Raw genomic sequence first — 26,507 nt, 5'->3', positions numbered from 1 at the left:
TGCGCTATCGCCGTCTTGTCCGGGACTACGAGCAGCGCCTTGATGTGTCGGAAGCGATGATTTTCATCGCGCTCGGCTCTTCATTACTGCACCGGATGCGTTTCCGGTGAGTTATTAAACCGTCTCTAAGCGCGATTATGTCGGTTGCATGGAGCGCAGCAATGGCACCGTCGTGCTGGCCCAGTTGCCTGACGCCTTCAAGCATTTCAACGAGGTGCATCCGCACTCGGCGCTGGGCTATAAATCGCCACGCATGTTTAGGAAAGAGCGACCGCGTCAGGCTCTCGAAACTGACGCTAACTAAGCATTAGGCTGTGTCCGGGATTAGCGGGGCAAGATCAAGTACCCTGCACGATCCCGCTAACCGGTATCCGCATCAGCAACTCTGCCGATTATGCGCAGTCCGGCCCCTGATTTGTCCCCTATGACTTGAGCAACCTAGTCGTCACTGCGTGAGACATTATTCCCATAATGTCAGATGCAGGCTGATTCCTCCCGCCGGCTATTCCCGATGAGTCGCATGTTTTCACTTACTGAGAAGGGCACTATGCTTCCTCGCATAAGGCTGCTCGCATATCTCAAATAGATCACCAGCCAGACACCGTCAGCACATTCAACATTCGTTAAGTATCGTTGTCCGAGCACATGCCCCAGCGTGTAGCACACAATAACTGTGATGACGTGCGTAGACGAAACAGTCACACATTTGCTTCATCTCCGCCAAGGAATCACACATTTGCTTCGTAAGTAGTCACACATTTCCTTCATCGGACGGCTGTGTCTGGCTGCGATTGACTTGCCACAGATTCTTTGACAATCGGGCACCTGCTATACTGTGTTTTTATACAGAATTCTGTATGTCATGTTCGTTCGTGTCGCTCAGCTATTCGAAGATGGCAGACCCCTTCCCCGCCATCGGTCTATAACAGCCCAGCCTGTACACATGGGCTATCTTACCTTGACCGAACAGCATGACCGGGACTTCCGCCGCAGCATGACCTATGCTGTTCTACGTGATATAAAGGTCGGCGCAGACGTCCCTTTTGATCAAGCAGTTGGTCGCCTCCCCTTGCAAGCAAATTGAGTCCTACTGCTGCGTCAAGGATATCCCTGCTGGTTGTGTTAAGACCTGCTGTTTCTAGAGCGAGGGCGGCCGAAATCAGCTGGGATCGGCTCTGCACTAGTCGGCCAGCGGCTTGGTCGCTCAATACGTCTACGGCATCTTGTAAGCTCATTTAATGAACCTCTGAAATGTAGGGACATTCTCCGAGCTGTTTGTCTACCGGCTCCAGTATAGCGCTGACTGTACAGCCATGTTCAGGCGCGGAAGATGATGCACATTTCTCCTAGCTGGGCCACGAATTTGTATTCCTCAGACACGCGAGAGCGAGATATGACCTGTAGCAACGTTGAAATCTCAAGCTACACACTTTCGCGCGCGAAAGTCGCATGGACTTGTTTGGCGTAGGGCGTGGTCTCCGGGGTACTTGCAGTGGCTGAAATGCAATACCTGACATTCTTAACTGAACTGCGTACTTCGTCGTTATTGACGAAGCTACGATAGATAAGCAAAGGCTGCGCTGGGACCATCGGTATCGTAAGGTATGGGAGGTGGTCGGAAATCCCGGCCAATGCGCGACTATTTCGCTGCAGCCGCTTGGTCCTTGGGTGTACCAACCCCGGAAGCCTCCTCCAGTGAGGAGTTCATCTTGCTGAGCATGGCATACCCGAGCGCTGCGGCACCAAGAATGATGATCAAGCCGAAGCCAGAAATCAATGAAGTGCCGATATCGCGTAACCAGCCGCCAAGTGTTTTCTTTTCGTCGAACCGGGCCTCAATGCGAGTCATGGACGATGCAACTTGGGACTCAAGCGAAGTAAATTTGGTCGCTAGTTCAGACTGCACAACTTCGGCAGCAAGAGCTGCCATTTTTTCTTCAAGCAGCTTGTTCGCAAATAGCGTAGCAAGTTGTTCGCCTCGCTGCTTGAAGCTCGCGACACTTTCTGGGAGCGACAAAATCCTGACGAATTCCTCTTCCTCATCCGGAGAAGGTTGACGACCATGATCAAGGACGAATTTGTCACGCCATTCCACTTTGCTTCGTTTATATACGAAGTAAGCTAGCGCGCCTGGAACATCGTTGGGACCAGAAACCAGAAGTGGATAAAGGTAATGCAAATGTTACTTGCCCTTCTGTTGTTCCAACGAATTTTCAAGTACAGCGCCCGATGTTGCTTTGACAAGATCGCCGCTCGAGAACTGGACAGTAGTAAGAAGTTTTCTGGTTCGATCAGAAAGTTGGGGGGTGGAGTTGCTGTTCATCTTCTCGCCGACGCGACGCACGTCTTCACGAGAGAAAACCGGGCTGAATGCAAACATGGTGCCTCCTTGGCGGCTTGTGTCGCTAGCATTCAGTATACCACGTGAATCCTAGCGTAGGATCAGTGAAAAAGTGCTTATAAACAACATCTTCTATTGCAGAGCAGCGTGCTGTACCTCATCAATCATCACACATATAACAGACATGTAGCCCCACGTTCTTGACTCGCACACGTTGACTGCTCCGGCTCTCGCGGAGACTAGCGAGTCAGGCCGAGATGGCTCGACTGCTCAGTTGTCAGGAATACTTTGGCTCAGCTTCGGTTGGCACGATGTAGCCGGGCGGTGCGAGCAGGCCATTCAGTAGGCCCTCCGTCATTGCCACCCCCATACCCCAGAAGCCGAAGCGACCGAACAGCTTGATTCGCCCGCTCGAGAAGCTCTTGACCTTCCCACCGTTGTAAGCCCCATGCTTGTTCTCACACTCTACACAAGGGGTGCCCTTGGCCTGCATACCATCCGCGGAATTATTTGGATGTCCGATATTCATCGGCAAATGAGTCCATTACGCTGAGTTCGTTATTGCCCGCGGCGCCTCCCCCCTGATTGCGGCGAAATAGAGGCTGACAGACGCGACGGCGACGCCAAACAGCACTCCGAGCAGCAGAGTCGGCGTCCCACCCTGCCCAAGTACCCACGCTGCGATAATCGGCCCGCTCGCTTTTGCCAGCAGCGACGGGCCAGCCAATGCACCGGAAATGGCGCCGTAGTTTTCGCTGCCGAACATCGCTTGCGGCAAGGTGCCGCGAACGATCGTGATGATGCCGTTGCTGAGGCCATACAAGATGCAGAAGACCGCAACCGCCCACGCCTGGGTTCCAAACCAGAGAACTGCAATAAGAGCGGCAGGTAGTGTGCTAAAACAGAACTTCCCGACGGTTTGCGGCGCCGTGTCACGGGCGACTGTCCGCTCCAGGATACGGCCGGCTACCTGCATGGGGCCGATAAGCATGGCGACCAGGATTGCTACGCGAGCGCTGTGCCCTAGTCCGTGCAGCAGCGGGATCAGGTGAACGGACAACGCGGAGAAAACGAAAATATTGGCCGAGAACGCCATCGCCAGCTTCCAGAACGCCGGATGGCGCACTGCCTCGGCCAAGGTATGGCCGCGTTGCGCTACAGCGACCGGACACCGTGACAATGGCTGCTCACGGCCCAGCAGCAGGTGCAGCGGCAGGCAAATCAGCAACTGCAAGGCGCCGAACCATAGGTAGCTGTCGCGCCAGCCAACAGACATATTCAATGCCTGCGTCAGCGGCCAGAAGATGGTGCTGGCGAAGCCTGCGAATAGGGTCAAGGTCGATATTGCCTGCCGTCCAGCGCTTGCGAACCTGCGGTTAATCGTGGCAAACGCCGCTTCGTACAGCGTCAGGCCCATCGCGAGGCCGAGAATCGTCCAGGCCGTGACATAAGCGGCCGGGCTGCGGCTCTCGCTCAGCAGGAAAAAACCGATGGCGCACACGACCGAGCCCGCGCCCATGACCATCTGTCCGCCGTGGCGATCGAGCAGGATGCCGATCGGCGTCGCCACCAGGCCGGCGATCAGCAGGCTCCATGAATAGGCGCCGAAAACGAGTGTCGGGCTCCACCCGAGCTCACGCTGGATACTCGGCGCAAGGATGCTGAACGCGTAGTACAGCGACCCCCAGGACACAATCTGGGTACAAGCAAGGATGCCGATGGCGCGCCACTGGGTAGTCATATGTCCTCGTTCATGAGCAGGCGGCGCACGGCACCACCGGAATCGACATCGCTCAGGCGCAGCATGCCGGCCTGGCCGATGGCGCAAGGTTCGGCAGCGAGGGGCAGCCACATCCGCCCTTCCCTTGCTCCTTCGCCTCTGCATCTGCAACGCAGCACGCCGTTTCCTGGCTCGGCGCCGGCCCGCCACAGCAAGCGGATGCCACCGGTTCCCTGTCGTACGCTTGCCGGGTGCTGCAGACACCGGTTTCCGGCAGTTCCAGCTGCACGTCGTCAGCGGCAAGCATGTCGCCAGCCAGGGCGGCGACCACCGAGCGCACCTGCTCATAGCCGGTCGCCATCAGGAAGTTTGGTGCCCGCCCGTAGCTCTTCGCGCCAACTGCATAATATCCGTGTTCCGGATGCGCCAGCTCGCGGTGACCGTGGGGGCGTACCGTACCGCAGCTGTGTTCGTTCGGGTCGATCAACGGTGCCAGCAGGTCAGTGCTCTCCAACCAGGGATCGTGGCGCACCCGCAGTTCACGCGTGATGTCCAGGTTCGGACGGGCGCCGGTGGCGGCGATGATCTCGTCGACGCCCTCGATGGTCGCGCCGGTATCGCCGCTCACCGTGATGCCGCTGGCGGTAGCGGTGAGGGACGCGATCCGGAACTCCTCGTGCAGCTCCAGCCTGCCCGACTGCTTCAGCGCCTTCAGGCGCATGCCCAGCAGGCCGCGCGCCGCCAGGCCGTCGGCTTCTCCCCCGCCAAACAGCTTGGCGCTCTGGCGTCCGCGGATGACCCATACCAGGCGGGTGCCAGGCGCCTGTTCGGCCAGCGTCGCCAGTGCCAGCAAGGAGCCCGCTGCCGAGTGCCCGGCACCGGCCACGAGTACGCGTCGACCGGCGTAGCGTTGCCGCTCGGCGCCGAGTACGTCCGGCATGCCGTAAGCAATCCGGTCGCGTAGTGCACTTTCGCCCTGGGCCGGCAGGCCCCCGACACCGAGCGGATTGGGCTGCGACCAGGTCCCGGTGGCGTCGATCACGGCGCTGGCCAGGTATTCACGCTCACCTTCAGGCGTTGCAGCGCGGATAACGAATGGGGCATCCTCGCGACCGCGCGTCTTGACCTTGTCGAATCCGACGCGGGTGACCGCGACGACGCGGTGCCCGAGCCTGAGACCGGTGGCGAGCGCAGGTAGCGCGGCGAGCGGCTTCAGGTAGTGCTCGACGATCTCTCCTGCGGTGGGCAGAGCTTCCGGCTCCGGCGCTTGCCAGCCGGCTTCCAGGAGCAATCCCCGGGCGGCCTTGTCGACGTTGTACTGCCATGGCGAGAACAGGCGCACGTGGCGATAGCTTTCCAGGTTGCTGGCCACCTGTGCACCCCCTTCCAGGATCAGCGGCGTGAAGCCACGCGCCACCAGGTGAGCTGCCGCGGCGAGGCCGACGGGACCGGCCCCAAGCACGGCGACAGGAAGGGTTTTGTTGAGGATGTTGTTCATGTTGTCTCCCAAGTCATCAAGTTAAGTATGTCAGTCGACGTCCGCGTTAGTCATTCGCCGAAATACGAATAACACAGCAAAAAATTTTAGAGTTTTGCGATCATCTGTTTCAGTTGTGTGAGCCGCTCCACGTTCACGCAATAGCAGACGCGCTGCTCGTCTGCCGAGCCGATGATGAGGCCGGCCTGCTTGAGCACGCTGACGTGCTGCGAAATCGTCGATGCGGCCAGCGGCAGGACATCGGCCAGGCTGCCGAAGTAACAGGCGCCGTAGGCCGACAGGTAGTTGAGCAACTGGACACGCGCAGGATGGGCAAGGGCCTTGCACAACATGGCGAGTTCATCAGCGTTAATCTCGGGCGCGGCAGCGCCGTTCTTCGGTGCACAGCAGGTCGTCATATCGTTTGTTCGTAATTCGGCAATCAACGAATACAGGATAGACCGCATGTCATGAAACTGTCAATATGTTTCGATATTATTGGAAATGTCGTATCGCTCGTGTATGATTCTGACATCTTGCAACTCACCAGATTGGAACGCCATGGATACCAAAGCAGTACTCGCAGCACTCGCGGCCCTGGCACAGGAAAGCCGCCTGGCGGTATTTCGGCTGCTTGTACAGGCGGGACCGGCAGGCCTCGCAGCCAGCAAAATTGCCGAACACCTGGACGTTCCTCCCTCGTCGTTGTCGTTTCACCTCAAAGAACTGTCGCATGCCGGGTTGCTCGCTTCCCGGCAGGACGGTCGCTTCGTGATTTATACGGCGAACGTCGAAACGATGAATGGGCTGATCGGCTTTATGACTGAAAACTGCTGCGGAGGCGTGCCCTGCGACACAGCGATAAACGACGTATGCAAGGCGGAATGAAGCCGGCCACGATCCGACGCCATCCATCCTATCGAAAGGAAACCTCATGCAAGAAAAGGTTTATAACGTCCTGTTCCTCTGTACCGGCAACTCAGCGCGCAGCATCATGGGCGAAGCACTGCTTTCGACTGTAGGCAAGGGGCGCTTTCGCACCTTCTCGGCCGGTAGTCATCCAGCTGGCGCGGTCCATCCGCTCGCTATTGAACAGGTGCTGGCTACGGGCTACCCAACCGACCAGTTGCGCAGCAAGAGCTGGGATGAGTTTGGCAGCGCAGAAGCGCCGCATATGGACTTTATCTTCACCGTCTGCGATAAGGCCGCAGGCGAAGCTTGCCCATATTGGCCTGGCCATCCAATCTCTGCGCATTGGGACTTCGAAGATCCGGCAGCCTGCATAGGCAGCGAGGCCGAACAACGTGCAATGTTTCAAAAAATTTTCCGCCAGATTCTGGCGCGCGTGAACGTGTTCGCCAGCCTTCCGCTGCATATGCTCGAGAAGAACGCGATCCAAGCCGAAGTAAGTGCTATCGGTAACACACCCGTTTAACCCTCCAACCCGACCATATCTCCACATGAACGTACTGTTTCTCTGCACTGGCAACTCCTGCCGCTCCGTCCTCAGCGAGGGCACTTTCAATCATCTCGCCCCGCAAGGCCTGAAGGCGATCAGCGCTGGCAGCCAGCCCATCGGCTCCCTGCATCCGCGCGCAGTCGCCCTGTTGCATCGCAAAGGGATTTCGACCGAGGGCTACTACAGCAAATCTTGGGCTGACCTTCCGGTAACGCCTGACATTGTCGTTACCGTCTGCGGCAGCGCCGCCGGCGAGACCTGCCCTGCCTACCTGGGTCCGGTGCTGCGCACCCACTGGGGTCTGGAAGATCCGGGCCACGTCGTCGGTACTGACGAGGAAATCGAAGCAGCATTCGAGCGCACGTATGAAATCATTCTGGCCCGCACGCAAGCTTTCCTGGCACTGCCGCTGGAAGAGCTGAAAGGTGACAAGGCCCGATTCAAGGCCGAGCTCGACCGCATCGGCACCCTGTTGCCTTGAGCAGGACGTCCCGCATGGCGCGGGACGCTGTTATAGACGCTTTAACTTATTGACCTGCTGACTAGGACCCTTTGTGCTCATCGCATTCCTGATCTTCCTCGCTACACTCATTTTCGTCATCTGGCAGCCCCGCGGGCTGGGCATTGGCTGGAGCGCTACTGCCGGCGCCATCGTCGCCCTGCTCGCCGGCGTCATCCAAGTAACCGACATCCCGGTGGTGTGGGCCATCGTCTGGAATGCGACGGGGGCTTTCGTAGCCGTCATCATCATCAGTCTACTGCTCGACAAGGCTGGCTTCTTCGAATGGGCGGCCCTGCACGTGGCCCGCTGGGGCAAAGGCAATGGCCGGCGCCTGTTCGTCCTGCTGGTCCTGCTCGGCGCGGCGGTGGCGGCCCTGTTCGCCAATGACGGCGCGGCGCTGATCCTGACGCCCATCGTGATCGCGATGCTGGTCGCATTGCGCTTCACGCCAAAGGCTACGCTGGCCTTCGTCATGGCCGCCGGCTTCATCGCGGATACAGCCAGTCTGCCGCTGGTCGTGTCCAACCTCGTCAACATCGTCTCGGCCGACTACTTCGACATCAGCTTCGCCCGCTACGCCGCTGTGATGGTGCCGGTCAACCTGGTGTCGGTGGCGGCCACGCTCGCGGCCCTGGTCTGGTTCTTCCGCAAGGACATTCCGGCAAACTACGACCTGGCGCAATTGAAGCGTCCCGAAGAGGCCATCCATGACCGCGCCACTTTCGTGACAGGCTGGTGGGTCCTGGCTATGCTGCTCGTCGGCTTCTTCTGGCTCGACGACATCGGCGTCCCGATCAGTGCCGTGGCGGCAGTCGGCGCAGCCCTGCTGCTGGCCGTGGCCGCACGCGGCCACCGCATCTCGACGCGCGAGGTGCTGCGCGGCGCGCCATGGCAGGTTGTCGTATTCTCGCTTGGCATGTACCTGGTCGTGTATGGACTGCGCAATGCAGGCCTGACAAACTACCTCACTGAGGTGCTGAACCAGTGCGCGCAGTACGGAGTCTGGGGTGCGGCGCTCGGTACGGGTTTCATTACGGCGATCCTGTCCTCGATCATGAACAACATGCCGACCGTGCTGGTGGGCGCCCTTGCGATCGACGCCACGACGACCACGGGCGTGGTGCGCGAGGCGATGGTCTACGCGAACGTCATCGGCGCCGACCTTGGCCCGAAAATCACGCCGATTGGCAGCCTCGCCACTCTGCTCTGGCTGCACGTGCTGGACTCGAAGAACATCCATATCGGGTGGGGCTACTATTTCCGCGTCGGTATCGTGCTGACGCTGCCGATCCTCTTCGTTACCCTGTGCGCGCTTGCCCTGCGCCTTAGCTAAGAAAGGCTACAGAACCATGGACGTCACCATCTACCACAACCCGGACTGCGGCACGTCGCGCAATACCTTAAGCCTGGTCCGCAATGCAGGAATCGAGCCAACCATTATCGAGTACCTGAAGAACCCACCCGACCGTGCGACGCTCGTCGACTTGATCTCGCGGGCAGGCCTGTCGGTGCGCGAGGCTGTCCGCGAGAATGGCACGCCTTTCGTCGAGCTTGGCCTGGACAATCCAGCCACGACCGACGAGCAACTGATCGATGCGATGCTGGCGCACCCGATATTGATCAACCGCCCGTTCGTGGTGACGCCAGCTGGCGTCCGCCTGTGCCGTCCTTCCGAGGTCGTCCTGGATATCCTGCCGGTGCCGCAGCAAGGCGCCTTCACGAAAGAGGACGGCGAGGCTGTCGTCGATGCGCAAGGAAAGCGAATCAAATGAGCAAGATCCCGAACCTGCCCAACATCCAGCCGGAGCTGATGGACATGCCGACCGTCGAAAAGCTCGCACCGGTTGGCGACATGAACCACCCGCCGCGCATCCTGATGCTCTACGGCTCCCTGCGCGAACGCTCCTTCAGCCGCTTTCTCACGTACGAGGCTGGGCGCATCCTCGAGCAGTTCGGCGCCGAAGTGAAGATCTTCGACCCGATGGAGTTGCCAATGGTCGGCAGCGTGCCGGAGACCCATCCAAAAGTGGTTGAACTGCGCGAGCTGTGCCTGTGGTCGGAGGGCCAGGTCTGGTGCAGCCCGGAGCGTCACGGTGCGATCACTGCGGTGATGAAGAACCAGATCGACTGGATACCGCTCGAGATGGGCGCGATCCGCCCGAGCCAGGGGCGCACGCTGGCAGTCATGCAAGTCTGCGGCGGGTCGCAATCGTTCAACGTGGTCAACACGCTGCGACTGCTGGGGCGCTGGATGCGCATGTTCACGATCCCAAACCAGTCTTCGGTACCAATGGCATACAAGGAGTTCGATGATGAGGGGCGCATGCGTCCCTCCGCATACTACGACCGCGTGGTCGATGTCATGGAGGAGCTGTTCAAGTTCACGCTATTAACTCGTGGTCGCACGGACTACCTCACGGACAGGTATAGCGAACGTAACGAACGTGCATTGAAAGCGATCGACCGGCAACTACAAAAAATCTGAAGGCGAGGAAAGCGGACGCGGCTAGTCCTGTTTTCCTTTACTTTGATCACTTCAGTGCGCCCTGCCCGACCGAAAAATGGCCTTAAACCGAAGGTCTGCAAATACCTTTCCGATTCCAATATCGGGGAATACGCTTCATGCCGACATCCGGGATGTAGGGGCCTTCCTCGACAAGCTTTGTACTCCCTTTACGGTCGCATAGTCTTTCGCCGTACTTCGTCAGCAGCGCCGCCCAGCCTTGCCAAACGCTTGCATTTCCAATAGGAGCCATTCTCGAAAAGGCCATCGCCGCACTCACTCGACGCTTCTTGCTGCTGCCATACAGTAATGCTACGCAGGGTTATCTCGGCCTTGATCCTCGTTTAAAATTCACGGCCGGCCGCACCGTTAGTCGCAGATCAATGCCTGGATGACTGGACAGCTTGCATTCAAGCTTCCACGGAAAAGAGTCATGGTAGCCGGGGCGAGCAATTAGTTTGTTACCTTGGCCTCGAACCCGGCATCCGACAGCCTCGCCTGTATTTGTTCGAGCGTGACCTGGGCTGGATTGATAACGACAGCGATGCGCTGCGTTTTTGAACTGGCGAGCACCTCCTGCACACCCGGCATCCGCGATAAAGCGAAGCGCACCCGCGTTTCGCAGCCACCGCAATGCATCTTTTCGTCACCCACGACCTCGAAATCAACTTTGACGACCATGTAGCTCCCCTTTTGGTGCTCTTTTCATTACGGCAGATTGCGCCTTTGCAGGCTCAGCAGTGCGGCCAACGCTCAGTATCGCATCAAAGAACAGGCGCGGCCGGCCACGCAGCGAGTTCGCAAAAATAGCGGTGACACTGAACGCCATCGCTGCCATCGCCCAGATCGGATACACCAGCCCGGTTGCGGCAAGTGGGATGCCGATGCCATTGAACATCATGGCCAGGCACACGTTCTGCAACATCTTTCGGTAGCTCCACCGGCTGATCTCGCGCGCATCGAGTACCGAGTCCAGGCGATTGTTCAGGATGATGATGTCGGCCGAATCAATCGCAATGTCGGCGCCGCTTCCCATGGCTATGCCGACGTTGGCCTGCATCAGTGCAACGGAGTCGTTGATGCCATCTCCTACCATGGCGACATTTCCCGTTTCCTGAATGGTGCGGATAAGGGCCGCCTTATCCTGTGGCAGGAGCTCGGCATGGACCTGATCGACGCCGACTTCCTTGCCCACGCGCTCGGCTGCGGCCTTGTTATCCCCACTCATCAGGATCGTGCTTACGCCAGACTGGCGTAGTGTTGCAATCACGCGCGCGACGTTCTGCCGTAGTGCATCGCCAAACGCGAGAAGGCCCAATACCGTACCCGCCCGCGCCACGACGACCACTGTGCGGCCCTTGTCTTCCAGAGCGCGAACCCGTTCCTGTACCGCTCCCAAAGCAAATCCTTGCTCTGCAAGAAAAGCAGTATTTCCAACAAAGACGGCCTCATTATCCAGCGTTGCACGCACGCCGCGGCCAGGCACCGCCTCAAAGCCATCGAGCTGGGGCGGCGCAATGCCGCGCTCGAGTGCAGCGGCCATCACTGCCCTCGCCAGCGGATGTTCAGAAGCCGCTTCCGCAGCGGCGGCGACGCCGATCAGGTCATTTTCGGAGCCATGAATTGCCTCGAGCTCAAGCAAAGCGGGTTTGCCTTCGGTCAGCGTACCGGTCTTGTCAAACACGATGTGGGTCACCAGGCGCAATCCCTGAAAGGCCTCCCCGGTTCTCATCAGGACGCCACGCTCGGCTGCTTCGCCGGCGCCGCGGACGATAGCCAATGGCGCCGAAATGCCCAATGCGCATGGGTAGCCCATGACCAGGACGGTCAGACCGGCAAACACGGCGCGCTCAATATCGGCTGCGCCGCCGGCCACCATGGGCAGGACGAGCCAGCCAAGGAAGGATATGACGGATAGCGAGATCACGGCCGGCGCGTACAGCTTCAATACCTTATCAACCAGATGCAGCATGCCGGGCTTCAATGCCCGTGCATCTTCGACTTCCTGCACGACACGTTGCAGGAAGCTGGTTGCCCCCACGGCCGTCACGCGAATGAGCAATGTTCCCAAGCCATTCATCGAGCCGCCGACCACAGTATTGCCGACGGAGCACTCAACTGGAAGCGGCTCGCCCGTCACCAGCGAGACGTCGATCGCCGAGTACCCTTCCGTCACCACGCCGTCCACCGGAATCCGCTCTCCTGGGCGCACTCGCACGAGGTCGTTCACCATGACCTGTTCGATGGGCAGTTCCTGCTCCCGGTCATCACGTACCACGTTCGCCGTGTCCGGCTGTAAGTCCAGCAGGCGCCGTACGGCCTGGGAACTGCGTGTTTTAACGATGAGCGACAGCCATTCGGAAAAGATATGGTAGTTACAAACCATGACCGCGACGCAGAAAAACGGCGCTGCGGGAAAGTCAGGTCCTCCAGCCGTCACGCCATACACACCACCGGCCAAACCGGCAAATGCGGCGCCTTCCAACAAGACATGCTGGTTGATGATGCCCCGTCGTAGCGATTGCCAGGCAATGGAAAGGATCTGGCGCGCCAGCACGAAGACGACGGCAACCGCCAGTGCGGCGGCAATCCACGCTTCGTAGCCGCCCATGCGACCGGTCTGCCTCAGCCATGTCAGGCCAACGACTTCGAAGAGGGCGATCAAGGTGCCCAGACCGGCCATTGCCCAGCCACGGGGGCGTAGCACCAGAAATACCGCACCTATGAGCGATAAGGCCACAAAGGCTTCGAGCAGCGCGTACCAGAAGTCACCTGGGCGCGCCACGAGCGTCAGTGAACCCAAGCTGAAAAACGTCGCCCAAAGGAAGCGCTTGCCGCCTTCCACCAGGTCCCGCTCGTCTTCTTCAAACGGCTTCAATTTCCGTGGGTCCGAAATGCTGTAGCCCATCTGGCGCAGCGTCTCCAGCAAGACCTGCGGCTGAACCTTGCTGGGGTCGTATTCCACGAGCGCCTGTTCGTGCGTCAGACTGACCGATACAGTTTCAACGCCAGCGTGGCGGGTCAGTGCCTTCTCGATGGTGCCCGTACATAAGGAACAATGCATACCTGCAATGCGGGCACGGATGCGGACGCGGTCGGGGCGGCTGGCCGATTCCTGTGTCCACAATGGACTTGGCAGCTCAGGTGTCGGGGGAAGCATGGAGTTCGCAGTGTTCATCGTCGGTCCTAATTTGAAAAATCTTGCACTGTCGACCTCATTGTGGACGTTGGAGTGTACTCAAGGGTCAAGCTTTTTTTGATCTCCTGAACTTCAATAAAACGACTGGAATGGCACATAAACGCTTGACCTTGAACCTACCTCCAAGGTTTAGAATGAAATTCGGAGGAAAGCATGCTGACTATTGGGAAACTGGCGACGCTGGCAGACATCAGCACCGACACGCTGCGGTTTTATGAGCGCGAGGGGCTGATTGCACCGTCGAGCAAGAGCGCCGGTGGTTATCGGCTATATGACGAAGATGCGGTCGTGCGCCTGCGGTTCATCAAGCAGGCCCGGGACTGCGGATTTACCTTGACCGAAATCCAGCAATTGCTGCTGTTGCGCAATCAGAGCGAGGCCTGCTGCGGCGACGTGCGCCAGCGCGCAATTGAAAAAAAGCTGCAGCTGGAAGCCAAGATCCGGGCGCTCTCGGCCATGTCCAAGGCCTTGGATCATCTGATTGCAGACTGCGCAAACGAATCCCATCCCATCAATGGCTGCCCGATTCTGGCATCACTCGAGCAGGCAACGGCATCAACTGAACCGGGCTGAGAAGAATGAAAATCGACCTGTTTTACGCACGCGGATGCGACAAGTGCGCAGCCAGCCGGGAAAGCCTCAAAGTCGCTGCTGAGCGCGTGGCGCCCGACCTGGAATGGCGCGAACTCGATGTACTGGAAAACATGGACTATGCGGTCGATCTGGGTGTGCTCACCCTGCCGGCCATGGCCATTGACGGCGTGCTCGCGTTTCCTGCACTGCCGAGCGTCAAGCAGCTGGTCGACGCCATCACTCGCAAGTGCAACACTGTGGCAAGGTCTTGAGATGGATACTGATGCACTTGGCCTGGCGATCCAGAATGCCGGTTTTGCCGCTGCCGGCATCGGCTTTCTGACCGGACTCTTCTTCAGCCTCAATCCGGTAGCGGTTGCCGCTATTCCGGTATCGCTTGCCTACGTCACGAAGGCGCGAAATAAGGGAGAATCCCTCAGTTTCGGCGGCATGTTCATTCTCGGCATGATCGCGACGCATGTGCTGCTTGGGCTGATTGCCGGGCTCGGGGGACTGTGGGTGTCCAAGCTGCTGGGGCGCCAATGGGGACTCGTGCTGGGTCCCTTTCTGATCTTGCTCGGGCTGCTATGGCCAGGATGGATACGTATTCCGCTGCGGGCCTGGTCCTTTCGTGGCAAGCGTGCTACCGGCATCTGGGGCGCGTTTGCGTTGGGCGTTCCCTTTTCGGTAGCGGTGTGTCCTTTCTGCACCCCGGCCCTGATGGTGTTGCTCGGCGGGGTGGCCACCGTCGGTTCGCCCTTGCTCGGTGCAGTCCTGCTCCTGGCGTTCGCACTCGGCCGCTCTGTTCCAATTGCCTTAGGGGCATGGGCGGTCGGCTGGCTGGAGAGCCTGAAACCGCTTGCAAAGTTTTCGCGCGCGTTTGAAACCCTTGGCGGCATCGCCTTGATTGCCGCCGGTCTGTACCTGTTGAATGCCTATTTCTTTTGGATCCCGGAGTTAGCCGGTTAGATGTCATGGAAAAGCAGATTCCTACTTTAGGTGACGACGTGCTGGCAGCGTTCGAACGCGCGTGTAAAGAAGGCGATTTGCAGGTGGCCGAGCATTTGTTGCGGGCACTTGAGGCTATGGCAGATCGCGCCGAGGAGAAAGCACGCGTTGACCAAGCCTACCTGGGGGCGGCTCGTTTGCTCGGACAGAAGCCACACCACTGATGCACTTACCTGATGAAAGCAAATAACATGCATCCGCTTGCCAAGCTGCTGGTCATTGCACTGTTCCCGATCGCCGCGGCGATTGCTGGCGAGTCGCAGACCGCCGTCATGGACCTGCAGAACATCCATTGCTATGCCTGCCTGAATACGGTAAAAAAGGCGCTGCGGAACGTCCCGGGTGTCGAAGAAACAAAGTTAGACATCGATAAGAAAACGGCGACAGTGAAGTTTGATCCAGCGAAGACCAATACCGCAGCCTTGGTCCAGGCTACAGTCAAGGCTGGATTTCCTTCGACCCTTCGCAAGCATCCTGACAATCGATGACGACCCCGGTCTCAAACAACACTGCGCCTGATGAGGCGAAGGTCAAATGGCTGGCCTGGCTGCTCGGCAGCTACACCATGCTGGGCCCGTTCTCGATTTCGACCTATATGCCGTTTTTCCCGATGCTGATGGTCAGCCTTGGGGCCACGCAGATCGAATTGCAACAGACGCTGAGCGCTTACCTGGCAGCGTTCGGGTTCATGATGCTCCTACATGGACCCTTGTCTGACGCGTTGGGCCGTCGCCCGGTCATCCTGGGTGGACTGGCCGTGTACCTGATCGCTTCCATTGGAGGCGCATTGGCCGGCACACTTGGCACATTGCTGTTCTGCCGCACGCTGCAAGGTCTTTCTGTGGGCGCAGGCAGCGTCGTCGGCCGGGTTGTCATCCGTGACCGGCTGGAAGGTCCCGCCGCGCAGAAATTATTAGCGCAGGTGACCATGATTTTTGGTTTGGCGCCCGCGATTGCGCCGGTGTTCGGCGGATGGCTCCAGAACTGGTTTTCCTGGCAGTCCGTATTTATCTTCATGGCGCTCTTTAGCGGATTGCAACTGGTCGCCAGCTATCTTTCCCTTCCGGAGACCTTGCCACGACAAGATCGAACGTCATTGAAGCCGAAGGCGCTCGCGCAGCGCTATAGTGCTGTCCTGAAGAGCAAACCGTTCTGGCTGCTGTCGCTGGCGTTGAGCTGCAATTTCGTTGGCTTTTTTCTGTATGTGTCGTCGGCCCCTATTTTTGTTATCCAGTACCTCGGGCTGAGCAAGGCAGAATTCGGCTGGCTGTTCATACCAGCCACAGCCGGCATCATTCTCGGCGCGTACCTGTCAGGAAAAGTCGCCAAGCGACTTGCACCGGCAACCACCATCGGCTACGGTTACCTGACGATGGGCGTGGCCACCCCGTTGAACCTGGCTTACAACGCTTTCTTGCCCCCAGTCCTGCCTTGGGTGATTCTGCCCATCATGCTCTATACCGTCGGAATGTCATTCGCAGCGCCCAGCATCACGCTGTTGACCCTTGACCTGTTCCCTTCGATGCGGGGCATGGTCGCGTCGATGCAGGGCTTCGTGCAAACGATGGTGATGACATTTGTCTCTGGCCTGCTTGCACCCTTGGTGGCTGACTCGGGCTTGAAAATGGGCCTTGGAGTGCTGTCCTACCTGGTGCTTGGATATCTTGCCTGGCATACGTTCAACCAGCGCGAACGGCATGATGCGCTGAAGCAAGCCTGACGACCTAGAAGAGGTAAAACGACGGATGCACTGGTTCCAGAGCTGGGCCGCCGACAACTGTCGAATGGCTGGTCTTGGCCATTCAGACGGCGAAGCCCTCGTCGATGCGAGAGGAAACGAATTAAATGAGCAAGATCTCAGCCTGCCCAATGTCCAGCCGCAGCCGCTGGACATTCCGACCGTCGAAAAGCTCGCACCGGTTGGCGACATGAACCATCCGCCGCCCGAGCCAGGGGCGCACGCTGGCAGTCGTGCAAGTTTGTGACGGGTCGCAATCGTTCAACGTGGTGAACACTTTGCGATTGCTAGGGCGCTCGATGCGCATGCTCACGATCCCGAACCAGTCTTCGGTACCAATGGCCTACAAGGAGTTCGATGATGAGGGGCGCATGCGTCCCTCGGCATACTACGACCGCGTGGTCGATGTCATGGAGGAGCTGTTCAAGTTGACGCTGCTAACTCGCGGTCGCACGGACTACCTGACAGACAGGTATAGCGAACGTAACGAGCGCGCTCAGAAAGCAATTGATCGCCAAATACAAAAAATCTGAATCGTGCAGGAAATCCGGCGCCTCCCGCCCTGGTCTCCTTCGATACAGCTGTTTCAGCTTCCCTTGCTCCACCCAGAGACAATGATCGCCATGCCGAACAAGGCAACTGCCGCCCCTGCCCAGTCCAGCGTCGATAACTTCACCCCATCGACGAATCTGAGCCAGACCAGGGCCGTCGCGACGTAGACGCCGCCGTAGGCTGCGTACACCCGCCCGCTAGCTGCTGGATGCAGAGTAAGTAACCAGACAAAAATCGCGAGACTGGCCGCAGCCGGGGCAAGCAGCCAAATCGAGCCACCCTTGCGCAGCCAAAGGTAAGGCAGGAAACAGCCGACGATTTCAGCGATGGCGGTGGCAACAAAAAGCAGTGTAGTTTTCAGTATCAACCTAGTTCTCATCCAATAGCAGCACTGCATCATTATAGCTGCGCACCGTTCAGCTGCGCTCGCTCGCCAGCCTGCCGCAATGTGCTGCGGATGACGAGTTTGAACCTATCAGAACGAGGGTGACCGATGCACCGTGCTATACTTTTCCCCCATGGCTGCACGACGCTTCATCTACCTTGTCCTGACAATCCTCGCTCTTCAGCTAAGCTGGGGCGCGATCAGTGCCTATTGTGAGCATGAATCCGGTCGCGCCGCCCAGCATTTCGGGCACCACTCGTCGGACTCCGACGCAGATAAGTTCGCCTTCAACGCCAAGGACAAACCCTCTGGTACGCCGAAAAAGACAGTGATGCATTCGCACTGCTCGTCCTGTGCTCACGCTCCTTTGTCCTTCGACGCTCTCCCGGCAACGGTAGCGATCCTGAAGCCGGTCCGCGTCGCGCCACTGTCTGTCTCACCACACTACACATCCTCCTACTCGGCCCCCCCCGAGCGCCCGCAGTGGATCTCCGCCGTTTGATTCGGCGGCAGATCGTATAAATCACTCATCATTTATGTGGAGCCCTGAGAGGGGTTCCAATACGCATCTTCGCTGAATAGTCTTCGTTTTCAACAACCGGAGTTATTCATGCATCCCAAGTATTTATTCCTCGGGGCGGCCGTGCTTTTCGCACAGGCGTTCCCGAGTGCTGCGCAGTTGACCGCGCAGCCCCTGGTCTCTGGACCCACTACCCAGCAGCAAATCCCGTCCACGGGCGTAGCACTGACGCTCGAAGAAGCTGTTGCCAAGGCGCTCGCTGCGAACGCCGGGCTGCGCGCGACAGCACTCGATGTAGCCATTGCGGAAGGCGCGCGGCGTCAGGCGGGGCTATTTCGTAATCCGGAAGTCTCGTTTGTCCGTGAAGGCACGCAACGCGGCACCCGGACGCAAACGGTTCAGCTAAGCCAGGTGCTCGAGCTTGGAGGCAAGCGTTCCGCCCGGATAAACCTTGCTGAACGTGAGCGCAGCCTCGCAGTTGGAAACCTGAGTGTTGCGCGTACGGACCTGCGCGCTGAAGTCACCGCCGCCTATTTTGACGCGCTAAGCGCGCAGGAACGGGTCCAGATAGCACAGGTATCACTCGATGTAGCGAGCAAGGCATCGTTTGCTGCCGAAAGGCGGGTTGCCGCAGGACGTGTCTCGCCTGTCGAACAGGATCGCTCAGGAGTCGCGCTCTCAACGGCACGCCTTGAACTTTCCCAAGCGCAGAGCGAGTTGTCCATCGCGCTGCTGACACTGGCAGCATATTGGGGCGAGACTGTCGCCGTTTCCCGTCCACTCGTAGCCCCAGGGCTCGACCTTGCGCCAGTGCCGTCGCTGAACGAACTTCAACAGCGGCTGGACTCCTCACCGCAGATGCGGCGCGCCCGATTGCAGGTGGAGCGCGAAGAAGCCCAGGTGGGCGTCGATCGTTCCCAGCGCATTCCTGATGTCACCCTGATCGTCGGTAGCAAGAAGGATGACCAAATCGGGCGATCGCAAACCGTGCTCGGCGTTTCGGTACCGCTTCCACTGTTTAACCGTAACCAGGGCAGCCTCCAGGCATCCCTGAGCCGCGCGGAAAAGGCCCGAACCGAGCTGGAGGCCGAAAGGCTGCGCCTGAATCAGTCCCTGGCCAGTGCTTACCAGCGAACGCAGCTTTACCGCGAACAGGTACGTACCATGCGTGATGACGTTTTGCCAAGGGCGCAGCGTGTGTTCGATGCTGCCGTAACAGGGTTTGAAGCGGGCAAGTTCAGCTTCCTCGATGTTCTCGACGCCCAGCGAACGCTCCTGCAAATCCGCACCCAGTATATCCAGACGCAGTTCGACCGCTACCGCGCCGCAGCAGATCTCGGCCGGTTCGTCGACGCCGACAGCACCACCCCAAATAACAGGATCGCCCCATGAAGTTCAACATCGATAAAAAGTCTATTTTCTCCATACTGGCTGTCGTTGCGGTCGGAGTTATCCTCGCTCTGGCAATTATCTTTTGGAAAAAAGATTCCCCTGCTGCCGAAGGCGCAAGCGAACACGCAGAGGAGACAACGGAAAAGTCGGCTTCCAAGGAAGGCAGTCACGCCGAAACCGAGGAAGGAGGCAAGGCGGACGCCAGGGAAGGCAGCCATGCTGAAGGCAAGGAAGGGGGCCATGCGGACGACAAGCCAGGCTTTGTCAAGATGACGCCCCAGCAAATTCAAGGAGCCGGCATCCTGACTACCCGGGCGGCGGCGGCCTCTATCGATACTGCCGTGATCCTGCCGGGCGAAGTGCGCTTCAACGAAGACCGGACGGCACACGTCGTTCCTCGCGTCGCAGGTGTCGTCGAGTCTGTCTTCGCCTCGCTCGGCGAGAACGTCAAGAAAGGCCAACCGTTGGCTGTCATCGCAAGCGCGGAACTTGCCGAACTGCGAAGCACTGCTCTCGCCGCTGACAAGCGTCTCGGATTTGCACGGGTGACCTACGAACGCGAGAAGAAGCTGTGGGAAGACAAGATCTCCGCACAGCAAGATTACCTTCAGGCTGAACAGGCATACCGCGAGGCTCAGATTGAAGCTCAGTCGGCGCGCTCGAAACTCACGGCACTTGGCGCCGGTTCCTCGTCGGGCGCCATCAACCGTTACGAATTGCGGGCCCCCTTCAACGCGGTAGTGGTTGAAAAGCACCTGGCCCAGGGTGAGGCCGTCAAGGAAGATGCGAACGCCTTCATTCTGTCTGACTTGTCGAAAGTATGGGTCGAGATTGTCGTAAGCGCGAAGGACCTCCCCTTCGTTCGTGTCGGCCAGAACGTGACCATCCGGCCTGCCTCCGGCACGGAATCCGTCACCGGCAAAGTGAGCTACGTCGGCAGCCTGCTCGGTGAACAGACCCGGACCGCGACAGCCCGCGTGGTCATCGATAACCCGGGCCTCGCCTGGCGTCCTGGCCTGTTCGTCAACGTTTCGCTCGTGCGCGGCAGCAAAAACGCCGCTGTGACCGTTGCGGCCGATGCTGTTCAGACAATCGAGGGCAAGACCGTTGTGTTCGTTAAGGCGGCCGAGGGCTTCCAAGCGCAACCCGTCACGATTGGCGCGAGCGATGGGAAGATCACGGAAATCGTTGGTGGATTAAGTGCTGGCGCGGAATACGTTTCAACGGGAAGTTACGTTGTGAAGGCCGAGCAGGGCAAGGGCAGCGCCGAGCACGAAGACTGAACGAGGAAATGACATGTTTGAACGAATAATTCGCTTTGCCATCGAGCACCGATGGCTCGTCATGCTCGCTGTAATCGCAATGGCGGCTGTCGGGATTTACAACTACCAAAAACTTCCTATCGACGCGGTCCCGGACATTACCAATGTCCAGGTCCAGATCAATACGTCCGCAGCCGGTTATTCGCCGCTTGAAGTCGAGCAGCGCGTGACTTTCCCGATCGAGACGGTCATGGCCGGCCTCCCTGCCCTGCAGGAGACCCGGTCGCTGTCGCGCTATGGCTTGTCGCAGGTAACCGTCATCTTCAAGGATGGAACGGACATCTATTTCGCTCGCCAGCTCGTCAACCAGCGTATTCAGGAGGCCAAGGAAAACCTTCCTGGTGGCGTTGTACCCATGATGGGACCGATTTCAACGGGCCTTGGGGAAATCTATCTCTGGACTGTTGAAAGCGACCCAGGCGCGAAAAAGCCGGACGGTAGCTTGTACACGCCGACCGACCTGCGTGAAATCCAGGACTGGATCATCAAGCCCCAGTTGCGCCAGGTGCCGGGCGTTACCGAAATTAACTCCATCGGTGGTTTTGCCAAGGAATATTTGGTCGCCCCTGACCCGGCGAAACTGCGCTCCTACGGCTTATCTCTGACTGATGTCGTCGGGGCAATTGACCGGAACAATAGCAACGTCGGCGCAGGCTATATTGAACGCCGGGGCGAGCAGTTCCTGATCCGGGCACCGGGCCAGGTGCGCACGCTGGACGACATTCGCAACACCATCCTCAGCAACGTCAAGGGTGTGCCAATTCGCGTGCGTGATGTCGCGACCGTCGACATCGGACGCGAACTTCGCACCGGCGCCGCGACCGAGAACGGCCGCGAGGTCGTGCTGGGGACCGTGTTCATGCTCATTGGCGAAAACAGCCGCACCGTGTCGCAGGCAGTTGCTGCAAAAATGGTCGATGTCAATCGCTCGCTGCCAAAAGGCGTCAAGGCAGTCCCGGTGTACGACCGTACAGTGCTGGTCGACAAGGCCATCCACACTGTGAAGAAGAACCTGCTGGAGGGCGCGGTACTCGTTATTGTCATCCTGTTTGTCTTTCTCGGCAACATCCGGGCGGCGATCATCACCGCGATGGTCATTCCGCTGGCGATGTTGTTTACGTTTACGGGCATGGTGACTTATAAGGTCAGTGCGAACCTGATGAGCTTGGGTGCACTCGACTTCGGCATCATCATCGATGGTGCGGTCGTCATTGTCGAGAATTGCGTCCGGCGCCTCGCGCATGCACAGGATCATCACAAGCGTGAACTGACCCTCAACGAGCGCTTCCACGAAGTCTTCGCGGCCGCGAAGGAAGCACGGCGGCCCCTGCTCTTCGGCCAGCTCATCATCATGGTCGTGTACCTGCCGATCTTCGCGCTGGCCGGGGTTGAAGGGAAGATGTTCCATCCGATGGCCTTCGCGGTCGTGGCCGCCCTGGTCGGCGCAATGATTTTGTCGATCACCTTCATTCCAGCCGCTGTCGCCCTGTTCATTGGCAAACGCGTCGCGGAAAAGGAAAACAAACTCATGGAAATGGCCAAGCGGGCCTATGCACCCATGCTCGACCGGGTCTTCCGGAACGCCTCGCTGGTCGTTACAAGCGCAATCGTTCTGGTGGTCCTGTCTGGCTTGCTCGTCTCGCGTCTCGGCAGTGAATTCATTCCGAGCCTGAGCGAAGGCGACCTTGCAATCCAGTCGCTGCGCATTCCCGGTACCAGCCTGAGCCAATCGCTGGAAATGCAGAAGAAAGTGGAAGCGGGACTCAAGGCGAAATTCCCCGAGATCGATCGGGTGTTCGCCAGGACCGGTACTGCCGAGATTGCATCCGATCCGATGCCGCCGAATATCTCGGATGGTTACATCATGCTCAAGCCCGAATCGGACTGGCCGGCGCCAAAGAAGAGCCGCCCTGAATTGGTCACGGCGATCCAGGAGGAGGCGGAAAAATACGCGGGCAATGCCTACGAATTTTCGCAGCCAATCCAGCTGCGTTTCAACGAGCTGATCTCCGGCGTGCGCAGTGATGTCGCAGTCAAGATCTTCGGCGACGACATGGATGTGCTTGCCACTACAGGCAAGGAAATCGCGGAAGTGCTTCAGCGAATTCCTGGTGCGGCGGAAGTGAAGGTAGAGCAGACCGGTGGCCTGCCGATGCTGACTGTGAACATTGATAGGGAAAAAACTGCGCGCTATGGACTGAATATCGGCGACGTGCAGGAAGCTCTGTCGATCGCAACAGGTGGCCGCGAGGCCGGAACCATGTTCGAGGGAGATCGGCGTTTCGACATCGTCGTTCGGCTGCCGGAAACGCAGCGCACCGACTTGGATGCGCTCAGGCAGCTGCCTGTCTCGCTTCCTAGCAAGGATGGCGCCGCGGCGACCTATATTCCGCTCGGTGAGGTAGCCACTCTCGATTTCGCGCCAGGTCCGAACCAGATCAGCCGCGAGAACGGAAAACGCCGCATCGTCGTCAGTGCAAACGTTCGCGGGCGTGATATCGGCAGCTTTGTGCCGGAGGCTGCAGCCGCCATCCAAAAACAGGTCAAGGTGCCTGCTGGTTACTGGACAAGCTGGGGTGGTACCTTTGAGCAATTGCAGTCTGCCACCGCGCGCCTGCAAGTCGTTGTTCCGTTAGCCCTCTTCATCGTGTTCGTACTCTTGTTCATGATGTTCAACAATGTTAAGGACGGCTTGCTTGTCTTTACAGGCATCCCGTTCGCCCTGACCGGCGGTGTCATTGCCCTTGCTTTGCGTGGCATTCCAATGTCGATATCGGCCGCGGTCGGATTCATTGCACTTTCCGGCGTGGCGGTCCTGAACGGCCTCGTGATGATCTCGTATATCCGGACCTTGCGCGAGGAGGGAATGGGACTAGACCGGGCGATTACACATGGGGCCCTGACACGGCTGCGCCCTGTGCTGATGACCGCACTGGTAGCGTCGCTCGGCTTCGTGCCGATGGCGATCGCGACCGGCACGGGTGCGGAAGTACAGCGGCCTCTCGCGACTGTGGTTATCGGCGGTATTCTTTCGTCGACCGCGCTGACTCTCCTCGTTCTTCCACTGCTTTACCGTCTGGTTCATCGCAAGGATAGCGATGAGGTCCCGGCGGAGCCGGCAAAAGTCCTGGTGCATTGAGCTAGCCGGGCCGCAAAGGAATCAAGCGGCCCGGCTGAGGAGAACGAAATGAGCCGGAACCGCGCGAGCCTATGCACGCGCAGTCTGATAAGACTGGACCTGACTGCGCACGGAACGGCCTTGGTCAGTTGCGCCATTGGTGGAGTTTTTCTGGAAAGTGTTGTCTTGATGGGGGCGGCCTCCCACCATCTAGCCACGATTGGAATTCGACTGCTAACCGCTGAGCAAAGGAATGAACAATCCCAGACTCCACGCGACAATATTATGTTCTCAATCGTGCAGATCGTCCTCTGGACCTGCTGCATGATCCTTGCTGTCTATGTTGCGTCGCGGGGCGCGCACGGTATGTTTCACGCCAAGCATCTCAATGCGATTGCCGTGCTTGGCTTTGCGATGCCTGGGGTGCTTGGCGGCCTTACCACTGCAGCTTTGATTCGCCGGTCTGTCTATCCGGACAGGTGCACCGAAAAAGCAGATGCCGTCTTGTCAGCAGTACCGAGTGCGCTTGTTCTGTGTGTCGCTGGCGGCGCGCTTCTGGTTGATGGAGGAAAGCTCGATGCAATCGTCGGCCTTGCGATTATTCTGATGCTTTGTGTACGCACCCTTGTTTGCCTGGCGCGGGCACTAGACTAAAGCGTTATGGAGAGGAGAATAAATGAAGCTTTTACAACTGCCGATAGAATCACTGGACCAAGTAAGCAAATTATTTGGTATCGCAGCACTGGTCCTGTTCGGGTGCGTGATGCTGTTCCTTGGATGGCTGAAGTATAAAGATCGGGACAGTACGAAGGTAAATACTCCTCGCAAGCGCACGAAGCGCAAAGCAAAGCGAAAGTAATGGACATCCGCCAAGTTAAGCAAAAAAACCTTAGTTCACCAAGTAAAAAGTCACACATCCAGGCCACTCGAACGGATGCATTTCATATCCAACAGGACCGCAATAATCATCATGTAAGGGAAAAACGATGGGTTCAGGACATTCTCATGCAGCACAGCCTGGCCAGAGCGAGCGCCCGCTCTGGATCGCGCTCATGCTCACAACGGTGTTTCTCATTGCCGAAATCGTTGGGGGCATCCTTACCAACAGCCTCGCACTGATCTCCGATGCGGCGCACATGTTCACCGACACCGCGGCACTGGCAATCTCGCTTGCCGCGATCCGCATCGGTAGGCGGCCGGCAGACACCTCGCGCACGTTTGGCTACTACCGCTTCGAGATTCTCGCGGCCGCCTTCAACGCCATACTGCTTTTTTTGGTGGCGATTTATATCCTGTTCGAAGCGTACCAACGTCTGAATAATCCGCCCGAAATCGAGTCAGGAACAATGCTCTATGTGGCCGCTTTTGGACTTGTCGTCAATCTCATCAGCATGAGGTTGCTGTCGAGTGGTAAAGACAGTAGCCTGAACATCAAGGGCGCCTACCTCGAAGTGTGGAGCGATATGCTCGGCTCGATCGGTGTCATTATTGGCGCCCTCGTGATTCGATATACCGGCTGGGGTTGGGTTGATTCGGCCATCGCCGTGGGTATCGGGCTGTGGGTCTTGCCACGCACCTGGACCCTGCTTAAGGCAAGCATGAATGTGCTGCTTGAAGGCGCGCCCGAAGGACTTGGCATCGGCGAGGTCAAGGAGGTGATCGCGGCGGTGCCGGGTGTAGCCAGTGTGCACGACCTGCATGTCTGGTCGATTACGAGTGGAAAATCCAGCCTGACAGTACACGTCGTGCAGCGTGAGGATGTCACCGATCCGCAGGCCCTGTTAATGGCCATTCGCCAGCTCGTCGCGGAGAAGTATGACATCCACCACTGCACCGTCCAGATCGAAACGAGCCCTTGTGAGGAGGCACTCGAGGAGCATCGCTTTGGCCCCGCTGGCAATAAAGAGCATGCCGACCACATCGATCATGCAGAGCATTCCGGACACGAGGAACACGAAGGAGAAAAGCGATGATCGACCATATTTTTAGTAATCTGGTTGAGGCACGCAGTGCGCTTGACAGCCTCATCAACGACAGCGTCCAGCTTGGCAATATCGAGGCGGGCGCGGCCCTCCTGATCGATGCGCTCGGCAATGGCCGACGGGTTATCTCTTGCGGAAACGGCGGCTCGATGTGCGACGCCATGCATCTGGCCGAAGAACTGTCAGGACGATTCCGCGAGAACCGTCCCGCAATGGCGGCGGTGGCGATCAGCGACCCGAGCTATATCAGTTGTGTCGCCAACGATTATGGGTACGAGCAAGTGTTTGCCCGATTCGTCGAGGGGAACGGCGCTGCTGGCGACATTCTTTTCGCGATCAGCACAAGCGGTAGCAGCCCGTCGGTTGTCCTTGCCGCGCAGGCCGCCCGCGCAAAAGGAATGAAGGTCATTGGATTAACTGGCCGGCCAGGATCGCAGCTCGAGCAATTTGTCGACGTAACCATCTGCACGAGCGCAGGACGATATGCTGACCGGGTTCAGGAGCTGCATATCAAGGTCATCCATATCTTGATCGAGCTCGTGGAACGTAGTCTGCAACCGACGAACTATCCGCCAAAGGAGTAAGCCGGAATCGATGTCGCGGCGTTAGCCAGGCGTTGTGGATACATGTCCTGGAAACCCGGGCGACCACTATCGGTTTCGTCCGATAGGCATCGACCGGGCTGGTGTGGGCTTCTGGGTATGCACCGGCTCAAC

30 protein-coding genes and 2 pseudogenes are annotated in these 26,507 nt (G+C 58.5%); 23 read left to right on the top strand and 9 right to left on the bottom strand.

Annotated features, from left to right (window positions below; genetic code table 11):
- A pseudogene (locus C2862_RS22340) lies at positions 1–110 on the top strand (IS5/IS1182 family transposase); the annotation flags it as partial.
- Positions 111–148: 38 nt separating this feature from the next.
- Complete coding sequence (locus tag C2862_RS22335) at positions 149–304, top strand: integrase core domain-containing protein (RefSeq protein WP_136222797.1); 156 nt, start codon at positions 149–151, stop codon at positions 302–304.
- Between the two features lie 1,335 nt (positions 305–1,639).
- Here the strand turns inward: C2862_RS22335 and C2862_RS22330 are convergent.
- The 6 genes from C2862_RS22330 to C2862_RS22305 all read right to left on the bottom strand — a co-directional run bounded on the left by C2862_RS22330 (position 1,640) and on the right by C2862_RS22305 (position 5,957).
- A complete protein-coding gene (locus tag C2862_RS22330; protein ID WP_136222795.1) occupies positions 1,640–2,095 on the bottom strand; it encodes a hypothetical protein in 456 nt (151 codons plus the stop codon).
- Positions 2,096–2,182: 87 nt separating this feature from the next.
- Positions 2,183–2,380, bottom strand: a complete 198-nt coding sequence (locus tag C2862_RS22325; RefSeq protein ID WP_136222793.1) for a hypothetical protein — start codon at positions 2,378–2,380, stop codon at positions 2,183–2,185.
- Between the two features lie 238 nt (positions 2,381–2,618).
- Positions 2,619–2,870, bottom strand: coding sequence for a hypothetical protein (locus C2862_RS22320; protein ID WP_136222791.1), 252 nt, complete (start codon positions 2,868–2,870; stop codon positions 2,619–2,621).
- A 15-nt stretch (positions 2,871–2,885) separates the two neighbouring features.
- Entirely contained in the window at positions 2,886–4,082 is a 1,197-nt protein-coding gene (locus C2862_RS22315) for an MFS transporter (RefSeq protein WP_136222789.1), read from the bottom strand.
- A 52-nt stretch (positions 4,083–4,134) separates the two neighbouring features.
- On the bottom strand, positions 4,135–5,559 hold the full coding sequence (locus C2862_RS22310) for an NAD(P)-binding domain-containing protein (protein ID WP_136222803.1): 1,425 nt from the start codon (positions 5,557–5,559) through the stop codon (positions 4,135–4,137).
- 86 nt (positions 5,560–5,645) lie between these two features.
- Entirely contained in the window at positions 5,646–5,957 is a 312-nt protein-coding gene (locus tag C2862_RS22305) for a helix-turn-helix transcriptional regulator (protein WP_136222787.1), read from the bottom strand.
- Between the two features lie 142 nt (positions 5,958–6,099).
- Between C2862_RS22305 and C2862_RS22300 the strand changes: the two genes are divergently transcribed.
- The 6 genes from C2862_RS22300 to arsH all read left to right on the top strand — a co-directional run bounded on the left by C2862_RS22300 (position 6,100) and on the right by arsH (position 9,984).
- Positions 6,100–6,426, top strand: a complete 327-nt coding sequence (locus tag C2862_RS22300; protein ID WP_136222785.1) for a helix-turn-helix transcriptional regulator — start codon at positions 6,100–6,102, stop codon at positions 6,424–6,426.
- A gap of 46 nt (positions 6,427–6,472) precedes the next feature.
- Positions 6,473–6,973, top strand: a complete 501-nt coding sequence (locus tag C2862_RS22295) for an arsenate reductase ArsC (protein ID WP_136222783.1) — start codon at positions 6,473–6,475, stop codon at positions 6,971–6,973.
- A 25-nt stretch (positions 6,974–6,998) separates the two neighbouring features.
- On the top strand, positions 6,999–7,478 hold the full coding sequence (locus tag C2862_RS22290; protein WP_136222781.1) for an arsenate reductase ArsC: 480 nt from the start codon (positions 6,999–7,001) through the stop codon (positions 7,476–7,478).
- A 73-nt stretch (positions 7,479–7,551) separates the two neighbouring features.
- Entirely contained in the window at positions 7,552–8,832 is a 1,281-nt protein-coding gene (locus C2862_RS22285; protein ID WP_136222779.1) for an arsenic transporter, read from the top strand.
- Between the two features lie 16 nt (positions 8,833–8,848).
- Positions 8,849–9,271, top strand: a complete 423-nt coding sequence (gene arsC, locus C2862_RS22280) for an arsenate reductase (glutaredoxin) (protein ID WP_136222777.1) — start codon at positions 8,849–8,851, stop codon at positions 9,269–9,271.
- On the top strand, positions 9,268–9,984 hold the full coding sequence (gene arsH, locus C2862_RS22275; protein WP_136222775.1) for an arsenical resistance protein ArsH: 717 nt from the start codon (positions 9,268–9,270) through the stop codon (positions 9,982–9,984). The genes arsC and arsH overlap by 4 nt, the downstream gene beginning before the upstream one ends.
- A 471-nt stretch (positions 9,985–10,455) precedes the next feature.
- Here the strand turns inward: arsH and C2862_RS22270 are convergent, their stop codons facing one another.
- Both C2862_RS22270 and C2862_RS22265 read right to left on the bottom strand, forming a co-directional pair.
- Positions 10,456–10,683 (bottom strand): heavy-metal-associated domain-containing protein, encoded by a 228-nt coding sequence (locus tag C2862_RS22270; protein ID WP_136222773.1) that lies wholly within the window; start codon positions 10,681–10,683, stop codon positions 10,456–10,458.
- Complete coding sequence (locus C2862_RS22265) at positions 10,667–13,180, bottom strand: cation-translocating P-type ATPase (RefSeq protein ID WP_136222771.1); 2,514 nt, start codon at positions 13,178–13,180, stop codon at positions 10,667–10,669. Before C2862_RS22265 ends, C2862_RS22270 begins: the two co-directional genes overlap by 17 nt.
- Positions 13,181–13,354: 174 nt before the next feature.
- On the opposite strand from C2862_RS22265, the gene C2862_RS22260 reads away from it, so the two are divergent.
- The 8 genes and pseudogenes from C2862_RS22260 to C2862_RS22225 form a co-directional block, all read left to right on the top strand.
- Entirely contained in the window at positions 13,355–13,774 is a 420-nt protein-coding gene (locus C2862_RS22260; RefSeq protein WP_136222769.1) for a heavy metal-responsive transcriptional regulator, read from the top strand.
- Positions 13,775–13,779: 5 nt separating this feature from the next.
- Positions 13,780–14,046 (top strand): glutaredoxin, encoded by a 267-nt coding sequence (locus tag C2862_RS22255; protein WP_136222767.1) that lies wholly within the window; start codon positions 13,780–13,782, stop codon positions 14,044–14,046.
- 1 nt (position 14,047) lies between these two features.
- Positions 14,048–14,743, top strand: a complete 696-nt coding sequence (locus C2862_RS22250) for a cytochrome c biogenesis CcdA family protein (protein ID WP_136222765.1) — start codon at positions 14,048–14,050, stop codon at positions 14,741–14,743.
- A gap of 5 nt (positions 14,744–14,748) precedes the next feature.
- Complete coding sequence (locus C2862_RS22245; protein ID WP_136222763.1) at positions 14,749–14,946, top strand: hypothetical protein; 198 nt, start codon at positions 14,749–14,751, stop codon at positions 14,944–14,946.
- Positions 14,947–14,973: 27 nt separating this feature from the next.
- Positions 14,974–15,270 carry a heavy-metal-associated domain-containing protein gene (locus C2862_RS22240; RefSeq protein ID WP_136222761.1) on the top strand — a complete coding sequence of 99 codons (297 nt, stop codon included), beginning with the start codon at positions 14,974–14,976 and terminating at the stop codon, positions 15,268–15,270.
- Positions 15,267–16,502, top strand: a complete 1,236-nt coding sequence (locus tag C2862_RS22235) for a multidrug effflux MFS transporter (RefSeq protein ID WP_136222759.1) — start codon at positions 15,267–15,269, stop codon at positions 16,500–16,502. The genes C2862_RS22240 and C2862_RS22235 overlap by 4 nt, the downstream gene beginning before the upstream one ends.
- Before the next feature lie 25 nt (positions 16,503–16,527).
- Positions 16,528–16,767, top strand: a complete 240-nt coding sequence (locus C2862_RS22230) for a hypothetical protein (RefSeq protein ID WP_136222757.1) — start codon at positions 16,528–16,530, stop codon at positions 16,765–16,767.
- Positions 16,724–17,053, top strand: a pseudogene (locus C2862_RS22225) (arsenical resistance protein ArsH); the annotation flags it as partial. The gene C2862_RS22230 and the pseudogene C2862_RS22225, both read left to right, overlap by 44 nt.
- Before the next feature lie 53 nt (positions 17,054–17,106).
- On the opposite strand, the gene C2862_RS22220 reads toward C2862_RS22225, so the two are convergent.
- Entirely contained in the window at positions 17,107–17,439 is a 333-nt protein-coding gene (locus tag C2862_RS22220; protein ID WP_373888273.1) for a YnfA family protein, read from the bottom strand.
- A 628-nt stretch (positions 17,440–18,067) separates the two neighbouring features.
- Here C2862_RS22220 and C2862_RS22215 point away from each other — a divergent pair.
- From C2862_RS22215 to C2862_RS22185, 7 genes are all read left to right on the top strand, one after another.
- Entirely contained in the window at positions 18,068–19,369 is a 1,302-nt protein-coding gene (locus C2862_RS22215) for a TolC family protein (protein ID WP_136222755.1), read from the top strand.
- Positions 19,366–20,652, top strand: a complete 1,287-nt coding sequence (locus C2862_RS22210; RefSeq protein WP_136222753.1) for an efflux RND transporter periplasmic adaptor subunit — start codon at positions 19,366–19,368, stop codon at positions 20,650–20,652. The genes C2862_RS22215 and C2862_RS22210 overlap by 4 nt, the downstream gene beginning before the upstream one ends.
- 13 nt (positions 20,653–20,665) lie before the next feature.
- Positions 20,666–23,830, top strand: a complete 3,165-nt coding sequence (locus C2862_RS22205) for a CusA/CzcA family heavy metal efflux RND transporter (protein ID WP_136222751.1) — start codon at positions 20,666–20,668, stop codon at positions 23,828–23,830.
- A 48-nt stretch (positions 23,831–23,878) separates the two neighbouring features.
- On the top strand, positions 23,879–24,463 hold the full coding sequence (locus C2862_RS22200; protein ID WP_136222749.1) for a hypothetical protein: 585 nt from the start codon (positions 23,879–23,881) through the stop codon (positions 24,461–24,463).
- A 22-nt stretch (positions 24,464–24,485) separates the two neighbouring features.
- Positions 24,486–24,668 (top strand): hypothetical protein, encoded by a 183-nt coding sequence (locus tag C2862_RS22195; RefSeq protein ID WP_136222747.1) that lies wholly within the window; start codon positions 24,486–24,488, stop codon positions 24,666–24,668.
- A 127-nt stretch (positions 24,669–24,795) separates the two neighbouring features.
- Positions 24,796–25,782, top strand: coding sequence for a cation diffusion facilitator family transporter (locus C2862_RS22190; protein WP_136222732.1), 987 nt, complete (start codon positions 24,796–24,798; stop codon positions 25,780–25,782).
- Positions 25,779–26,375 carry an SIS domain-containing protein gene (locus tag C2862_RS22185; RefSeq protein ID WP_136222730.1) on the top strand — a complete coding sequence of 199 codons (597 nt, stop codon included), beginning with the start codon at positions 25,779–25,781 and terminating at the stop codon, positions 26,373–26,375. The genes C2862_RS22190 and C2862_RS22185 overlap by 4 nt, the downstream gene beginning before the upstream one ends.
- Positions 26,376–26,507 lie beyond the last annotated feature (132 nt).

It is taken from the genome of Massilia sp. Mn16-1_5, from assembly GCF_004798585.1.
Lineage (GTDB): Bacteria > Pseudomonadota > Gammaproteobacteria > Burkholderiales > Burkholderiaceae_D > Telluria.
The sequence above is the reverse complement of the archived record's forward strand: the minus strand, read 5'-3'. Positions and strand labels throughout refer to the sequence as shown.

What these genes read in the sequence shown, in the direction of transcription:
- C2862_RS22335 (WP_136222797.1), top strand. Translation starts at nt 149, where the DNA reads ATGGAGCGCAGCAATGGCACCGTCGTGCTGGCCCAGTTGCCTGACGCC.
- C2862_RS22325 (WP_136222793.1), bottom strand. Translation starts at nt 2,380, where the DNA reads ATGTTTGCATTCAGCCCGGTTTTCTCTCGTGAAGACGTGCGTCGCGTC.
- C2862_RS22320 (WP_136222791.1), bottom strand. Translation starts at nt 2,870, where the DNA reads ATGAATATCGGACATCCAAATAATTCCGCGGATGGTATGCAGGCCAAG.
- C2862_RS22315 (WP_136222789.1), bottom strand. Translation starts at nt 4,082, where the DNA reads ATGACTACCCAGTGGCGCGCCATCGGCATCCTTGCTTGTACCCAGATT.
- C2862_RS22310 (WP_136222803.1), bottom strand. Translation starts at nt 5,559, where the DNA reads ATGAACAACATCCTCAACAAAACCCTTCCTGTCGCCGTGCTTGGGGCC.
- C2862_RS22305 (WP_136222787.1), bottom strand. Translation starts at nt 5,957, where the DNA reads ATGACGACCTGCTGTGCACCGAAGAACGGCGCTGCCGCGCCCGAGATT.
- C2862_RS22300 (WP_136222785.1), top strand. Translation starts at nt 6,100, where the DNA reads ATGGATACCAAAGCAGTACTCGCAGCACTCGCGGCCCTGGCACAGGAA.
- C2862_RS22295 (WP_136222783.1), top strand. Translation starts at nt 6,473, where the DNA reads ATGCAAGAAAAGGTTTATAACGTCCTGTTCCTCTGTACCGGCAACTCA.
- C2862_RS22290 (WP_136222781.1), top strand. Translation starts at nt 6,999, where the DNA reads ATGAACGTACTGTTTCTCTGCACTGGCAACTCCTGCCGCTCCGTCCTC.
- arsC (WP_136222777.1), top strand. Translation starts at nt 8,849, where the DNA reads ATGGACGTCACCATCTACCACAACCCGGACTGCGGCACGTCGCGCAAT.
- arsH (WP_136222775.1), top strand. Translation starts at nt 9,268, where the DNA reads ATGAGCAAGATCCCGAACCTGCCCAACATCCAGCCGGAGCTGATGGAC.
- C2862_RS22270 (WP_136222773.1), bottom strand. Translation starts at nt 10,683, where the DNA reads ATGGTCGTCAAAGTTGATTTCGAGGTCGTGGGTGACGAAAAGATGCAT.
- C2862_RS22265 (WP_136222771.1), bottom strand. Translation starts at nt 13,180, where the DNA reads ATGAACACTGCGAACTCCATGCTTCCCCCGACACCTGAGCTGCCAAGT.
- C2862_RS22260 (WP_136222769.1), top strand. Translation starts at nt 13,355, where the DNA reads ATGCTGACTATTGGGAAACTGGCGACGCTGGCAGACATCAGCACCGAC.
- C2862_RS22255 (WP_136222767.1), top strand. Translation starts at nt 13,780, where the DNA reads ATGAAAATCGACCTGTTTTACGCACGCGGATGCGACAAGTGCGCAGCC.
- C2862_RS22250 (WP_136222765.1), top strand. Translation starts at nt 14,048, where the DNA reads ATGGATACTGATGCACTTGGCCTGGCGATCCAGAATGCCGGTTTTGCC.
- C2862_RS22245 (WP_136222763.1), top strand. Translation starts at nt 14,749, where the DNA reads ATGGAAAAGCAGATTCCTACTTTAGGTGACGACGTGCTGGCAGCGTTC.
- C2862_RS22240 (WP_136222761.1), top strand. Translation starts at nt 14,974, where the DNA reads ATGCATCCGCTTGCCAAGCTGCTGGTCATTGCACTGTTCCCGATCGCC.
- C2862_RS22235 (WP_136222759.1), top strand. Translation starts at nt 15,267, where the DNA reads ATGACGACCCCGGTCTCAAACAACACTGCGCCTGATGAGGCGAAGGTC.
- C2862_RS22230 (WP_136222757.1), top strand. Translation starts at nt 16,528, where the DNA reads ATGCACTGGTTCCAGAGCTGGGCCGCCGACAACTGTCGAATGGCTGGT.
- C2862_RS22215 (WP_136222755.1), top strand. Translation starts at nt 18,068, where the DNA reads ATGCATCCCAAGTATTTATTCCTCGGGGCGGCCGTGCTTTTCGCACAG.
- C2862_RS22210 (WP_136222753.1), top strand. Translation starts at nt 19,366, where the DNA reads ATGAAGTTCAACATCGATAAAAAGTCTATTTTCTCCATACTGGCTGTC.
- C2862_RS22205 (WP_136222751.1), top strand. Translation starts at nt 20,666, where the DNA reads ATGTTTGAACGAATAATTCGCTTTGCCATCGAGCACCGATGGCTCGTC.
- C2862_RS22200 (WP_136222749.1), top strand. Translation starts at nt 23,879, where the DNA reads ATGAGCCGGAACCGCGCGAGCCTATGCACGCGCAGTCTGATAAGACTG.
- C2862_RS22195 (WP_136222747.1), top strand. Translation starts at nt 24,486, where the DNA reads ATGAAGCTTTTACAACTGCCGATAGAATCACTGGACCAAGTAAGCAAA.
- C2862_RS22190 (WP_136222732.1), top strand. Translation starts at nt 24,796, where the DNA reads ATGGGTTCAGGACATTCTCATGCAGCACAGCCTGGCCAGAGCGAGCGC.
- C2862_RS22185 (WP_136222730.1), top strand. Translation starts at nt 25,779, where the DNA reads ATGATCGACCATATTTTTAGTAATCTGGTTGAGGCACGCAGTGCGCTT.